The sequence below is a fragment of the Lysinibacillus zambalensis genome, from assembly GCF_040183165.1.
In the GTDB taxonomy this organism is placed as follows: domain Bacteria; phylum Bacillota; class Bacilli; order Bacillales_A; family Planococcaceae; genus Lysinibacillus; species Lysinibacillus zambalensis.
Genome location: NZ_JBEGDG010000013.1, coordinates 103,905 through 117,913, shown reverse-complemented (window position 1 = coordinate 117,913; position 14,009 = coordinate 103,905). Strand labels below are relative to the sequence as shown.

Genomic DNA, 14,009 nt, shown 5'->3' with positions numbered 1-14,009 from the left:
TCACCTCGTTTTACTATATATGATTGGTTCCTGAATGTATAGGCGCTTACTCTGAGATTTTTAAGAGCCTAGTTGTACAAACCTTTGACATAAATAATAGATTTCTTCACATATAGTATCGAAGAATCATTATTAGGAGGAAGGAGTTTGTATATATGACGCAAGAAAAATTCCTACTGATTTGTCAATTAGGGATGGGGTTATTTTGGATTATTACTTACATACTAATCATCAAACAAGGATTACAAGATAAGCGATACGGGATGCCCATGGTTGCAATTTGTGCAAATATTTCATGGGAATTTATTTTTTCATTTATGTATCCACAAAATGACTTGCAACGGAATATTACGTTACTGTGGTTTATTTTAGACATTTTTATTATGATGCAATTTTTACATTATGGTCATAAGGAATATAAAAAAATAGTTCCAAGGAAAATATTTTATTCATCTTTTTTGATCACACTAGTAGTAAGCTTTTTTACGATTTTAGCAATGATGCATGAATTTAATGATCTAGAAGGCAAGTATGCCGCATTTATACAGAATTTGATGATGTCAGGATTGTTTATTGCTTTGTTTTTACAAAGAGGGAACTTAAGTGGCCAATCAATGGGCATCGCTGTTTGTAAAATGATTGGAACGATGTTTGCTGCAGTTGGTTTCTATATGTATTTTAGAACACCGTTGATTACTATTATTTCGCTTGCGACCCTTATTTATGATTGGCTTTATATCGTATTAATCTATAGATTTCATGTGAAATATGCGAAATAACCTTCATTTTAAAAATAAATAAAAATGATGAAATGAAACACACTATCAACAATACACGAATAAGATGTCTCTGTAGTATGACGATAGGGTGGTGTTTTATTTGAAAAAGAAGTGGATGACCACATTATGTATTATTTGTACGATTGGGCTAGTTGGCTGTCAGGTGAAATCTGCGGATGAGAAAAAGCAAGAACAACCAATTCAAGAGTCAGAGCAAAAAGCTGAGGATTTAAAAAAGCCTGTTGCCATTGAACAACAACAAACAGAGTCTGTCGTTGTTGAAATTGTAGACCCTTCTACGAAAGCTATTATCCAAACAATTGCACCGAAAGAAATGGGCTATGAGCGTGATAAACAATCGTATACAAAGCAAATTGAGCAATTAGCAAAAGAGTTGGCGAGAGGGAATGAAAAAGCGGCTGGCTATGATAAGCGTATGATACTCGATAAGCTGGACGATCAAGGGAAGCTAATGAAAGGTAGTCCTTTAATTGTTTTAAAAGAAAGTGAATTAGTAGAGAGAATATTAGAAGCATCAGCTACCGGTGGTAAAGTGGAGATGCCTCTTTATATTACTGAAAGCGGATATTATTTTGAAGATATCCCCTATCTAGAAAACGTAGTTGTAGCATCCTATACAACTTACTTCAATACCGATGATGTAGGCAGAAATAAAAATATTGAGCTTTCTGCGAAGGCAATCAATAATGTTATCGTTGGAAGTGGAGATTATTTCTCGTTTAATACAGTAGTTGGCCCTAGAGACGAAGCGAATGGTTATCAGCCCGCACCAGAAATCATCAACAAAAAGGTTGTGATGGGCATTGGGGGAGGTATTTGTCAAACGTCTTCTACCTTGTTTAACGCAGTTGATCAAATACCAGTTAAATTTGTAGAACGGCATCACCATTCTTTAGATGTAGGGTATGTTCCAAAAGGAAGAGACGCTACTGTTTCTTATGGTGGTTTAGATTTTAGATTCCACAATACCAGTGATGTACCATTTTTAATAAAAGCTAACTATAGTAAAAACTCTCTTACAGTTGAGGTAAGAACAGCAGAAAAATTTGTAGAAATCTTGAAAAAATCATAGTAGTTTTTCAAAGACACTTAAGCTAAAGGTGTCTTTTTTTGGGTGTCATGCTATAGTTAAATTAAGTAATTTCAGTATAATCGTGTTATTGGAAAAGGGGAAATTTAATGCATCCAAAGCTACAAGCGACAATAGATTCTATCAATTTTTACCAGGTAACATATCCTGAAGATGCTTGTATTATAGTTGCAGATACTGAGAAGGTCATTGCTTACAAGCCAGGTAATCAAGTGGACTTAAAGATTAAAGTTGGTGATCCTGTAGCTAAGTATCGTGGAACAACAACTGAAAAGTCTCTTAGCCTAGGAAAGTTTATGAGGGAAGAGCGAGGTTCTGAAGATTTTGGATTGGCGTATATTGCATCTGCACAGCCTATTTTTGATGGTGGGAAAGTAATCGGTGTGTTAAGTGCCATTATTTCGAATGAAAAAATGGATGGGATGCGATTATTAGCAACTGAGCTTTCGAGTTCTGTTGAAGAAATGACCGCAACGAATGAAGAGTTAGCAGTAGCAAGTGTAGATGTATCAAATCGCTTAGGGGAGCTATCCAAGTTTTCAGAATCAATGACTGGCGATATTCAACAAATCAATACGATTGTTAATTTAGTAAAAGATTTAGCTATGAAATCTAAAATTCTTGGATTAAATGCATCCATCGAGGCTGCTCGCTCAGGTGAGCATGGACGAGGCTTTGCTGTAGTAGCATCTGAAATACAGAAAATGTCGCAAAGTAGTACGGATAGTGCCGAAAGCATTACAAACCAATTAGAAAGCATTAAACAATCTATTGATCAAGTCAATGAATTTGCAAATCAAATCGCAATGTTTACCCAGCAATTTTCTGTGAGTATGCATGAATTAACAGATGCTTATAAAGGAATTAATAGCACAGCAGAAAAATTAATGCATATAAGCGAAGTAAAGGCCTAATAACTTCAAGCAATTATGCCTCAGCATAATTGAAAAGGATAATAGCAAATTAATCGCTATTATCCTCTTCGTCTAAATAATATTCAAAATTTCTTGTGGTGTAGCAACTTTGTAATCGGGTTCTTCTTGTTGCACAACTTCAAAAGAGTCATATCCCCAACCAACCCAAATAATAGGCACTCCCGCTTTTTTGCAGGCTGCGATATCTCTTTGTTCATCACCAATGTATAAAACTTCTGATGGTGTAATGCTTGTGTCCTTTAAAAATTTCTTGATCACTTTATCCTTTCCAAAAATTCGGTTTGAACAAAGAACATCCGACACACAATGAATGCTATTCATTTTTAGAAATTCTAAAATATTCTCCTGTGAATTGGAGGAAATGATAAGTATTTTATAGCCTCTTTTATCAATTTCCATTAGGACTTCCTTCATACCGTTATAAAGATGAACATCATTTAATGACTGACGATATAAGCGATAAAATTGAGGTAAAATCATCGGCAATTTATACATAGGAAAGTCAAATAATTTACTTCGTTCCGCTATAGATAATTTTTTCAACGATTCAATTTCCTTTAACTCTATTCCTTTAAATTTATATTTTTGCGCAATTGTATTCCAAGCTGATGCTAACACTGCCGTAGAATCTGCCAATGTTCCATCAAAATCAAAGATAATATATTTCATGTAAACTAACTCCTTTATAATCTAGTTGTAAAGACGTTTATTTTTTGAAAATGTTACTGCCTATACTTAAAAAAATGACATGATTATACAGGATATGAAACAACGGAGTACAAATAACTCTAGATGAGCAATTTTTTCACTAATAATTATTTTTGGATCATCACCATAATTTGTGGTTGAATCGGGCGCTTTGTTGTTGTTGTTGCTGTCGCTACGCTTTCGAACAGAGCAAAGCTTCCTGGGCATCCGATGAGCTGCTTAAGGCAACAGATGTTTATTGTGCGAAAGTGAAGTGCTAACGTAACGACAGCAAAAACGGGATGGCCACAAAGGTCAGGACGTGATGTAGTCTAGTCCTACATGTGAATGGGGCATCATGACAGAAACTTACAATTAATTTTGAGATTTATCTGGATAAATTAATTAAGTAGTGGTATCGTAAGAAATAGCTAAATAAAAATATCCTTCAGGGTAGGGTGAAATTCCCAATCGGCGGTGATGAAGCAATTCAAAGTCCGTGAGCGCAAGCTGATTTGGTGCAAATCCAAAACCGACAGTTACAGTCTGGATGGGAGAAGGGTAAAAGTAAGACCTTTTTAAATTCGCTTGAGTTTATAAGGTTTATTTGATTATGCTTTTATGTAAACTACTTCCCATCGTTTAAGTTGGGAAGTTTTTTTATCTTCATTCAGTAGGTGTTTGGACACCCACTAAATAAAGATAAAGCCTCCGGTGGATATCACGGATTTTGAATTGTGCAGGCACAATTCAAAATCCGGACGTAATTACGCCAAGGCGAAATTGATTTATTATTTAGCTAACAAATTGAATAGCAGTAGTTCTTCGGGGTAGGGTGAAATTCCCAATCGGCGGTGATGAAGTAATTCAAAGTCCGTGAGCGCAAGCTGATTTGGTGCAAATCCAAAACCGACAGTTATAGTCTGGATGGGAGAAGAACGATGAGATGGTAGCCTAAGGAAAAATTTTGTATCCTTATGGTTTATTTGTTGACGTCTTATTTATATGAACTCCCAAACCCCTTTAATCAAAAAGGGGTTTTTTATTTGAACAGAAATTTTTGATTGAGGGAGGAGGTACATAGGGCTCCAAAAATGGATAGATAAACTTAGACCAATGAATGGAAGTGGGTGAAAAAATGTTTACAGGAATTATTGAGGATATTGGTACCGTAAAAACCTTGCAAAGCGATAGAAAAAGTATGAAAATCACTGTTATTTCAAAGAAAATGGTTGAGGATGTAAAGCTCGGGAATAGTATTGCGGTCAATGGTGTTTGTTTAACAGTCATATCTTTTAATGATCAGGAGCTTACGATGGATGTAATGCCTGAAACGGTAAAGGCAACAAATTTACAGCAGCTAGCAATAGGAGATCCAGTAAATTTAGAGCGCGCTATGTCAGCGAATGGGCGATTCGGTGGTCATTTTGTATCTGGGCATGTAGACGGAGTAGGGAAAGTAGTACGAAAGCGGCCGTTAGCAAATGCAGTTTATATTGATATAGAGCTATCAAAGGAGTTAACGAGCTTCTGTATTCCAAAGGGCTCCATCACAATTGACGGAACGAGCTTAACAATCTTTCAAGTTGAGAAAAATGGTGTCACAGTATCATTGATACCCCATACGTACAAGGAAACAATTTTAGGTATGAAGAAAATTGGTGATCTCGTCAATGTCGAAACCGATTTAGTAGGAAAATACATTTTACATCAACTTAAGTATGGTCAGGAACCGCCGGCCATCACAAAAGACTTCTTAGCACAAAACGGATTTTAACCAACAAGGAGGTGGCGAAATTGCTACATTCGATTGAAGAAGCAATTGAGGATTTAAAGCAAGGAAAGATAATTATTGTAGTAGATGACGAGGATCGGGAAAATGAAGGGGACTTACTAGCACTTGCGGAATTTATGACACCTGAAACGATTAACTTTATGGCTACCTATGGAAGAGGCCTTATATGTACGCCAATTTCCCAGCAGCTAGCACAAAAATTAGCATTAAACCCTATGGTTAGTGTGAATACAGATAATCATCAAACAGCATTTACCGTTAGTATTGATCATGTTGACACAACTACTGGAATTAGCGCCTTTGAACGGGCAATGACTATACAGAAAATGCTCGAACCACAAGCTAAAGTTGCGGATTTTCGTAAACCAGGCCATGTATTCCCACTAATAGCAAAGGAAAATGGTGTATTAGAGCGTAGGGGACATACGGAAGCTACAATAGATTTGGCAAAGCTTTGTAATAGCGTTCCAGCAGGAGTTATATGTGAGATTATGGGCGACAATGGCAAAATGCTACGCTTTAATGATCTCGTTAAATATGCAGCACAACATCATCTAAAAATGATTTCAATTGAAGCGTTGGCAACATATCGTCAACAAATAATGGAAGAAAACACAATGACTATATAAAAAAGGTTATCACCAAAAGTTGTGGATGATTTTTGTTAAAAACGTATAAAGTTAATCTTCGTTCTGGCTTGTTAACTCCTTGGGAATCAACGAAGGCTAAAAGAATCACGTCCTGTGATAAGACCTTCGAGACGAACCTCGGTGCCGCTGCACGAAAATCAACCACACGAAATGGTGATGAGCCATAAAAAAGGAGAAAAGAAAAATGGTTAAAACATTTGAAGCACAATTAATTGGTACGGATTTAAAAATAGCAGTAGTAGTAGGTCGTTTCAACGAATTTATTACAAGTAAATTATTAGACGGTGCATTAGATGGTTTAAAGCGTCATGGTGTTGATGAGAATTCTATCGATATTGCATGGGTTCCTGGAGCATTTGAAGTTCCATTCATCGCTAAACAGTTAGCTGAAACAAAGAAATATGATGCAATTATTGGGTTAGGTACGGTTATTCGTGGCTCAACAACACATTATGATTATGTATGTAATGAATCAGCAAAAGGAATTGCAAATGTGTCACTAACTACAAATGTACCTGTTATTTTTGGCATTGTTACTACTGAAAATATTGAACAAGCAATTGAGCGCGCAGGGACTAAATCAGGAAATAAAGGCTATGACGCAGCAATGTCAGCTATTGAAATGGCAAATTTAAAGAAGATGATTGGATAAATCTTTCTAATAATAGGTTGGAAATTGCAACGCTAAATTATTCTGACAAAGCATTTTAAACAGTATATATTCTTGAATATTTTTTTAAAGCATGGAGAAAATATCCGTAAGTGTATTTATGTTATTTTTTATAAATGTACTAATTTGGAGCTGGCTCAGTAGGAGATGAGGGATATTTCTTCGATAGAACAAGAATTAAATTTGAAATCTTTGAAGTCACTATTTCAACGCTCTGCTGATGTGGTATTTCAGGAGTATTTCTTTCAGCAACATAAAGTACATTTGATAAAATGCGAAGAGATGATTAATGAACGGTTACTGCAGACCGTTATTGTGCAACGAATACAATCTTTATTTACTGCAACATCGGATGAATTGTTAGCGGAGCATATACAAAATCATTTACACATTCCCCATCTTCAGAGAATAACAAGTAAAGATGAGGCCATCACGAGAGTCTATAAAGGGCATGTTTTACTATATTTCGAAGATATGAATTTGCTGTATTCAAGTTATATCGCAAAAAAACCAAATCGAGAGCCTAAAGAAACAACTCTTGAATTGGTTATCAAAGGTCCGAGAGATGATTTTATTGAGGATGTTTTAATTAATATTGCTTTAATACGAAAACGATTACCGACTAATTCATTAAGTGTTGAAACATATGAACTTGGCACACGATCCAAAACAACCGTAGCTGTACTTTATCTAGAAGATGTCGTAAATAAAAAGATGCTTGAGAAAATAAAAATACAGCTCCAGCGAGTTGATGCGGACGTTATATTTAGCGGGGATATATTGATGGAAAGGATTGAGCAGAGCGATAAAATTCTGCCTAAGCATGATTATACTGGACGTCCGGATTTTGCTGTACAAGCTTTAAGTAGAGGGCGTATTATCATCGTAGTTGATGGAGTCCCTTATGCGATTATTACACCTGTTAATGTAATGTTACTTTTTAAATCTGGTGAGGATAATGAGTATCCGATTATTGTAAGTTCTATGGAGCGTTTACTAAGAATAGTTGCCATTTTAATAAGTGTACTTTTACCAGGCTTATGGTTTGCACTTACAACCTTTCATCAAGAGCAATTGCCATTCATCCTATTGGCAACAGTTGTTGAATCAAGAACGGGGCTCCCATTTCCATCTATTCTTGAAATATTAATGATGCTATTTATGTTTGAATTATTTCGGGAAGCTAATATACATCTACCTAATGTTATCAGTGGTTCCATAAGCGTTGTTGGGGGATTAATTATTGGAGATGCAGCGATTAAATCGGGGGTTACGAGTCCTTCCATGATTATCGTTATAGCTACTTCAAGTATTGCAGCTTTTACACTCGTCAATCAATCCTTTGCATCAGCAATGAGTATTCTCAGGATAATCGTTATTTTAGCATCTGCCTTTTTTGGATTATTTGGATTCTTCATTTCGGTGTTTTTCATACTTCTATATATTGCAAATTTACGAGTATTAGGTGTTCCATACTTAAATATGGGAGCGAATTTAGATTGGCCGGACATTAAAAAATCTTTAGTTCGCCTTTCTCCTTCAGGTTACAGTAAGCGACCAAAATTTTTAAATGTACAGGATGAGACAAAGACATCGAGTAGGAAAAAATAAATACTTAAAAAGAAAAGATCAGGTTTTTATAGGCCTGATCTTTTTTCATTTCCCAACAGACCCCCATTTCAACGATGAGAAGGACATAGCCCAAAAGTAGGAGGCGAAGGTTGAGATAGTCAAAACGGGCTTGAGATGATAAACTAAGAACCAATATTCTTATTTAAGAATCCTGAATCGTATTTCTGAACAGTGTGTTTAGGAAGGATGTACAGGGGGGAGATAGCCATTGTCGTTCAAACTTCTAAATATCTTACTTCTCTTCATCTGATTATCGACAGGAAGAGCATTTCACTACGCAAATAAATGATTTTTAAACAACCATAAAAAAAGAAGTATATTGTAGTATAATAGGGTTGTTGGATATGAAATTGTTTTCTAGGATGAAAGTATGAGATGATGTCAACTACGACTAACAATTATTATGGAATGCGAAAGCCAAGCTCAATTAAATTAAGATATTATTCATGTCAATAGATGAGGAAGTACCAGTTTGTATGAAAACACGAAAAATAAAACTAATTTTAATACTATCAACTCTCTTATTAGTATTGTTTACAAGTTTAAACATCTTTACATCCTATGTAAAAATGAAAAAGACAGTAGAAGAGTCAATAGCGAACCAAAGTCTGAAAGCGGCTATTTCTATCGCATCTACTATTGATGTAGAGGCGTACAAACAATTTTTAGAAAACCCCGAGGAAAATGAGTATTATTGGCAAATAAGAAGCTACTTAAACGATGCAAGAGTAAAAATAGGTGCTTTATTTGTTTATACATTAGATATTGAAAATCCGAAGGTATCCAAAGCAATGATCATGGGTTTACCAAGTGAAGTTAAAGGCTTTTATATCGGAATGGACTGTACTGTACCCGAGACACAAGTGCAAAAAGCTTATAATGGAGAAACATTTATAACAGATGTAATACAAGATTCTATATATGGTTCCTACTTAACTGTTGGTGCACCGATTAAGGATGAAACAGGGGAGGTTATTGCATACATAGGCATTGATATTAGTGCAGACACATTAAATGACATTAAGGGAAAAGTGATCGAAGACAATCTTTTAGTCTTTATTTTTAATGGTGTACTCATTTTAATGGTTACCGGCTCAGTTTTCTTCTTACAGAGATGGTATCAAAAAGAAGTAGCAGAAGAAGTTGAAGCGACAGAAGATACATATCAAGCGGAAATTAAAACTTTAATCACTTCCGTGTCTTCTTTAAGACATGATTTCACAAATCATATACAAGTATTGCATGGATTCCTACAATTAGATGAACCTGATCAGGCAAAACAATATTTATCTTCATTGTATAAAGAAGTTCATGATATTAAGTCTCTTAAATTAAATATTGATCATCCTGGATTGGCGATTTTATTGCAAACAAAAAAACTAACGGCTCAAAATCATAATATTGATATGGATTTCACAGTCTCTCAGGATGCGTTTAATAAAATTAGAACAACGGATCTAATTAAAATCTTATCGAATTTAATAGATAATGCGATTGATGCTGCAAATGAATTATCGGAAGAACAACGTAAAATAACAATTAGCTGTGAAGCTGATGACACGCAATATAAATTACAGGTTACAAATACTGGACCAAATATTGTAGAAGCAGGGCAAATATTCAAGCGAGGATTTTCTACAAAGAAACCGGAAAATGGTAAAACAAGAGGGCAAGGCTTGTTTATTGTGAATGAAATAGTCAATAAGTACGACGGTCAAATTTCTATCGATTCATCAAAACATCTAGAGACAACCGCTATAGTAACTATTCCAATAAAGTAAATTTCGAAACTTCCTACAGAAAATTGTAGGAAGTTTTTTTGTTTCTTTAAACTAAGTTCGATATAGGCAAAGTGAAATATATGCCAGTGGAATGGCTCCTTCTCTATTCGAAAAGCAGTTTCAACTTTTAGTTTTACATTTTTTGAGTAATTCATTTCATATAGTACTAATAATCGATGGTATTCTATTAGGGGGGAGTTGAAATATTTGGATAAATCAATCCTTGATCTATTGAGAAAGGGTGGATTTGTTTTGTATGCAAGGCATGGTCAAGCAACTGTCGGAGTAGATCAGCCATATTTAAATTTCCAAGATTGTGTTACGCAAAGAAATTTGTCTGAATTTGGGCGGAGGCAGGCCGTTTACTTTGGACAACTGTTACGTCATTTACAAATTCCGATTAGTTCACCAGTAGTCGTAAGTCCTTTTTGTCGTACAGTTGAAACGGCACAGCTCGCATTTCCTTATTCTTATATTCAAATTGACCCAATTGGTTATGAAATATATAAATTGGGTGGGGCTATTCCTTTTGTTGAAAAAAGTAATATTTTATCAAATGCGCAATCAGTGTTAGAAAGAAAGCCATCGCAAGGAATGAATCAAGTGATCGTTGCCCATAGTTTTCCTGAAGATGTTGGACTAGGGGAGATTTCGAATATGGGAATGGTTATTGTTAAGCCAAATGGTCCTGGAAATGGTTATGAAATAATAAAAAAATTAACTTTAGAAGATTTATCACTTTTAAATTAACGTAGGGATGGGAGAAAAATATGAAAATAAAAACAGTCTCACAGTGCACGTTAAATGAAACTTTAAAAGCTTGGAATAAAGGCTTTGAGGGGTATTTTGTACAAATAGAAATGAATGAAGAGGTGTTTTTAAACCGACTAGTTGGGGAAGGACTATCGCCAGAGCTTTCAATCGTCGCATTTGATCAAAATAATCCTGTCGGTATTGTATTAAATGGCTTTAGACAAATAGATGGTAAGAAAACCTCTTGGAATGGAGGAACAGGTATCTCTCCAGACTTTCGCGGTAAAGGTGTTTCTCGTGTTTTAATGGAAGAAACCATCGCCATCTATGAAAGAGAGAATGTGGAAGTTGCAACGCTGGAAGCTATTAAAGAGAATAAGGTAGCAATTTCGCTATATGAGAAGTATGGCTATACCGTTACAAATCAATTGCTCTTTTTAAGTGGCGAATATGAAGAAAAAGTAGAGAAGCCAGTCGACATTCATGTGGAAACTATTCGGCCAGAACAGCTACCGCATTTATCTTTTTATCAGGAAGATGTTCCTTGGCAATGTAGCTGGCAAAGCAATAAACACGGAGAAGCTAAAGTTTTTTATAATGAGAATAATGAAGCAATTGGCTATATGTTATATAAAACTGTATGGAATCAGGAGGGAGCCATCGACAGCATAGTGCTGTATCAATTAGAGCTATTAGGGAATGGTAATGTTGAGCATATTCCACACTTTATCGCAAGCATTACAAAACACAAGGTAAAACTGGCAACAGTTAACTTTTTAGCAAGTAATCCAGCTACGAGTTATTTGATGGAAAATGGGCTAGAAGTGAAGACGGAGCAAGTGCAGATGAAGAAGAAAATGGATTCGTAGTTTGCGAGATGAGAAGAGTCAATTTCGATGTGAAGCTATGTAAAATGATGTTGCTTAAATTTGGGGAGTTATAGATGTGAAGAATTTATATTGAACCTTAATTGTTCCAAGTAGTTATAAAAAGAAGGTGTTATTAGTTATGAGGAAAATACTCATATGTAATTTACTAATATTGGTGTTGGTAGGTTGTACATCGACTATAAATACCACTCCCACTGCAAAATCTATTCTTACAGAACATTCTCAAGCGGATATTCTTCAATATAATAATTTGATCTACATTAATACTACAAGTTTGGAATCGATGAAACAATTAGAATATACGAAATATGAGATTATAGGGGAAATTATTAAAACTACAAATTCCTCTAAAAATTTCAATGATTTTTATGCTACTAAATTGGAAAGTGGAACAAAGATTTTCTCTACAAATGGTAAAAATACGGATACTATCATTGCGGATTTAAATGGGCAATATATACTTTATACGGTTTTGCTTGAAGGCTAGGTTGTAAACAATTGAGAATTCCAGTATACTAATCCGATAAAGAATGAAAATAAAGGATGAATTTAAATGACGTTTGAAGAAATTTTACCTCGCTTAAAGGCGGGCGAAAAAGTAATTCGTAAAGGTTGGGGCGGTGCCGAATTATATGTGAAGCTTGTTGGACAAAGCGAACATGATGGCGAGACTTTGAATCCTTATTTTTTAATTAATGTACGCGGTGAGGGCTATACAATGTTTACGCCGACTGTCTGTGATTTATTAGCGGAAGATTGGATAATTGTCAATTAATAGGAAGAGCCATCTCAAATGAGGTGGTTTCTTTGTTTTTAGAGGAGAGAGATCGATGACGTTTGAAGAATATAAGGGCAAGGCGGTATTTGTGACGGGGGCTGGTTCAGGTATTGGTCAAGCTCAAGCTATTGCATTTTTAGAAAATGGGGCAAACGTATTCGGGCTTGATTTACATGAGCAAGGGTTAGGAAAACTATATCACCAATACCCTGAACAATTTGCCTATAAAGTAGGTAGTGTATGTAATAAGGACGATGTAGAGCAAGCATTTGTAGCTGCAATTTCAAAATTTAAGCAGGTAGATATTTTATTAAATACCGCGGGCGTTTTAGATGGTTTTGCAAAAACACTGGATACAGATGAGGCGCTTTGGGATAAAATTATGAATACCAATGTTAAGGGTACTTTTTTTGTAACGAATACGGTATTACCTCATATGGTAAAACGAAAATCAGGCGTCATTGTTAATATGGCATCTATTGCAGGACTTGTTGCTGGCGGTGGTGGTGCAGCGTATACAGCATCTAAACATGCGATTGTCGGCTATACGAAACAGTTGGACTTAGATTATTGTCGTGAAGGAATTCGCGCCAATGCCATTGCACCTGGGGCCATTCAAACACCGATGAATAAGGCGGATTTTGAAGGTGATGGAGAAATGGCTAAATGGGTCGCTAATGAAACGCCTGCTGGACGCTGGGCACAACCACATGAAGTAGCGAATTTAACACTTTACTTAGCAAGTGCGGCTGCTGATTATATTCATGGAGCTATTATGCCAATCGATGGTGGCTGGCTAACGAAATAAGATTGTTCAATCGTAAATTCTTCTGATATAATACGCAAGTAAGCAAAATCTGCTTGCACTACGGCACTTCAGATAGGGCGAAAAGCTCTCTTCCTTTGGCCGTAGTTATTACTAAAATAGCGGATGTGCTATTTTACAAAGGAGAATAAAATTGAATACATCTATTGTAAAAGATTCAAGCCGTACTTCTGTAAGCGAGCTTACAAAGATGGCACTTGTTGCAGCTTTATATGTGGCTGTAACTGTTTTATTGTCAGTCATCAGTTTTGGGGCAGTTCAATTACGTCTATCGGAGATGTTTAACTACCTGGCCCTCTACAACAAACGCTATGTAGTAGCCGTGACTCTAGGAGTAGTACTCGCTAATTTCATGTCACCAACGTGGATATTAGATGTACCCATTGGTGGAATTGCAACATTCCTCGTTTTAGTACTTTGCCGAAGAGTAACGAAAAATATAACAAATGATCTTGTGAAAATGGTTATAACTGCATTGATTTTTGCTATATCAATGTTCACCGTTGCAGGACAATTAACAATTCTCTATGATCTTCCGTTTTGGGCAACATGGTTTACGGTTGGAATCGGAGAGCTATTGTCAATGACTGTTGGTGGTATGACTATTTATTTATTAAATAAAAAAATAGATTTATCGAAATAGTTTAATGCATAAAAAAGCGAGTCTCTTTTATGAAGTAAGGGTGCTCAGTTTTGACCACAATTTTACCTAGTACACCTTG

General features: G+C 35.6%; 15 protein-coding genes and 2 riboswitches. Of the genes, 14 read left to right on the top strand and 1 reads right to left on the bottom strand.

Annotated features, from left to right (window positions below; translation table 11 throughout):
- Positions 1-155: 155 nt before the first annotated feature.
- The 3 genes from ABNX05_RS16950 (at position 156) to ABNX05_RS16940 (ending at position 2,804) form a co-directional block, all read left to right on the top strand.
- A complete protein-coding gene (locus ABNX05_RS16950; protein WP_349660794.1) occupies positions 156-779 on the top strand; it encodes a transmembrane-type terpene cyclase in 624 nt (207 codons plus the stop codon).
- A gap of 100 nt (positions 780-879) precedes the next feature.
- Positions 880-1,872 carry a VanW family protein gene (locus ABNX05_RS16945; protein ID WP_349660793.1) on the top strand — a complete coding sequence of 331 codons (993 nt, stop codon included), beginning with the start codon at positions 880-882 and terminating at the stop codon, positions 1,870-1,872.
- 107 nt (positions 1,873-1,979) lie between these two features.
- Positions 1,980-2,804 carry a methyl-accepting chemotaxis protein gene (locus ABNX05_RS16940; RefSeq protein WP_349660792.1) on the top strand — a complete coding sequence of 275 codons (825 nt, stop codon included), beginning with the start codon at positions 1,980-1,982 and terminating at the stop codon, positions 2,802-2,804.
- Positions 2,805-2,876: 72 nt separating this feature from the next.
- On the opposite strand, the gene ABNX05_RS16935 is transcribed toward ABNX05_RS16940, so the two are convergent.
- Positions 2,877-3,494, bottom strand: a complete 618-nt coding sequence (locus ABNX05_RS16935) for an HAD-IA family hydrolase (RefSeq protein ID WP_349660791.1) — start codon at positions 3,492-3,494, stop codon at positions 2,877-2,879.
- Between the two features lie 458 nt (positions 3,495-3,952).
- Positions 3,953-4,078, top strand: a riboswitch (FMN riboswitch).
- Between the two features lie 251 nt (positions 4,079-4,329).
- Positions 4,330-4,455, top strand: a riboswitch (FMN riboswitch).
- A 195-nt stretch (positions 4,456-4,650) separates the two neighbouring features.
- Here ABNX05_RS16935 and ribE point away from each other — a divergent pair.
- The 11 genes from ribE to ABNX05_RS16880 all read left to right on the top strand — a co-directional run bounded on the left by ribE (position 4,651) and on the right by ABNX05_RS16880 (position 13,930).
- Entirely contained in the window at positions 4,651-5,289 is a 639-nt protein-coding gene (ribE, locus tag ABNX05_RS16930; protein WP_349660790.1) for a riboflavin synthase, read from the top strand.
- A 20-nt stretch (positions 5,290-5,309) separates the two neighbouring features.
- Positions 5,310-5,936 (top strand): 3,4-dihydroxy-2-butanone-4-phosphate synthase, encoded by a 627-nt coding sequence (gene ribB, locus ABNX05_RS16925; protein WP_432760156.1) that lies wholly within the window; start codon positions 5,310-5,312, stop codon positions 5,934-5,936.
- Between the two features lie 205 nt (positions 5,937-6,141).
- The gene (ribH, locus tag ABNX05_RS16920) at positions 6,142-6,609 is read left to right on the top strand and encodes a 6,7-dimethyl-8-ribityllumazine synthase (protein WP_349660789.1); all 468 of its coding nucleotides are present in this window, start codon (positions 6,142-6,144) and stop codon (positions 6,607-6,609) included.
- A gap of 165 nt (positions 6,610-6,774) precedes the next feature.
- The gene (locus ABNX05_RS16915; protein WP_349660788.1) at positions 6,775-8,238 is read left to right on the top strand and encodes a spore germination protein; all 1,464 of its coding nucleotides are present in this window, start codon (positions 6,775-6,777) and stop codon (positions 8,236-8,238) included.
- A gap of 497 nt (positions 8,239-8,735) precedes the next feature.
- Positions 8,736-10,040, top strand: coding sequence for a GHKL domain-containing protein (locus ABNX05_RS16910; RefSeq protein WP_349660787.1), 1,305 nt, complete (start codon positions 8,736-8,738; stop codon positions 10,038-10,040).
- A 207-nt stretch (positions 10,041-10,247) separates the two neighbouring features.
- Entirely contained in the window at positions 10,248-10,790 is a 543-nt protein-coding gene (locus ABNX05_RS16905) for a histidine phosphatase family protein (protein WP_349660786.1), read from the top strand.
- A gap of 20 nt (positions 10,791-10,810) precedes the next feature.
- Positions 10,811-11,662 carry a GNAT family N-acetyltransferase gene (locus tag ABNX05_RS16900; protein ID WP_349660785.1) on the top strand — a complete coding sequence of 284 codons (852 nt, stop codon included), beginning with the start codon at positions 10,811-10,813 and terminating at the stop codon, positions 11,660-11,662.
- A gap of 139 nt (positions 11,663-11,801) precedes the next feature.
- A complete protein-coding gene (locus ABNX05_RS16895) occupies positions 11,802-12,170 on the top strand; it encodes a hypothetical protein (protein ID WP_349660784.1) in 369 nt (122 codons plus the stop codon).
- 66 nt (positions 12,171-12,236) lie between these two features.
- A complete protein-coding gene (locus ABNX05_RS16890; protein WP_323646632.1) occupies positions 12,237-12,458 on the top strand; it encodes a DUF2829 domain-containing protein in 222 nt (73 codons plus the stop codon).
- Positions 12,459-12,513: 55 nt separating this feature from the next.
- A complete protein-coding gene (locus tag ABNX05_RS16885) occupies positions 12,514-13,269 on the top strand; it encodes a 3-oxoacyl-ACP reductase (RefSeq protein ID WP_349660783.1) in 756 nt (251 codons plus the stop codon).
- Positions 13,270-13,420: 151 nt separating this feature from the next.
- Positions 13,421-13,930, top strand: coding sequence for a QueT transporter family protein (locus tag ABNX05_RS16880; protein WP_349660782.1), 510 nt, complete (start codon positions 13,421-13,423; stop codon positions 13,928-13,930).
- Positions 13,931-14,009: the final 79 nt, after the last annotated feature.

Coding starts and splice junctions, on each gene's coding strand:
- ABNX05_RS16890 (WP_323646632.1), top strand. CDS start 12,237: ATGACGTTTGAAGAAATTTTACCTCGCTTAAAGGCGGGCGAAAAAGTA.
- ribE (WP_349660790.1), top strand. CDS start 4,651: ATGTTTACAGGAATTATTGAGGATATTGGTACCGTAAAAACCTTGCAA.
- ABNX05_RS16910 (WP_349660787.1), top strand. CDS start 8,736: ATGAAAACACGAAAAATAAAACTAATTTTAATACTATCAACTCTCTTA.
- ABNX05_RS16935 (WP_349660791.1), bottom strand. CDS start 3,494: ATGAAATATATTATCTTTGATTTTGATGGAACATTGGCAGATTCTACG.
- ABNX05_RS16895 (WP_349660784.1), top strand. CDS start 11,802: ATGAGGAAAATACTCATATGTAATTTACTAATATTGGTGTTGGTAGGT.
- ABNX05_RS16885 (WP_349660783.1), top strand. CDS start 12,514: ATGACGTTTGAAGAATATAAGGGCAAGGCGGTATTTGTGACGGGGGCT.
- ribH (WP_349660789.1), top strand. CDS start 6,142: ATGGTTAAAACATTTGAAGCACAATTAATTGGTACGGATTTAAAAATA.
- ABNX05_RS16950 (WP_349660794.1), top strand. CDS start 156: ATGACGCAAGAAAAATTCCTACTGATTTGTCAATTAGGGATGGGGTTA.
- ABNX05_RS16915 (WP_349660788.1), top strand. CDS start 6,775: ATGAGGGATATTTCTTCGATAGAACAAGAATTAAATTTGAAATCTTTG.
- ABNX05_RS16900 (WP_349660785.1), top strand. CDS start 10,811: ATGAAAATAAAAACAGTCTCACAGTGCACGTTAAATGAAACTTTAAAA.
- ABNX05_RS16940 (WP_349660792.1), top strand. CDS start 1,980: ATGCATCCAAAGCTACAAGCGACAATAGATTCTATCAATTTTTACCAG.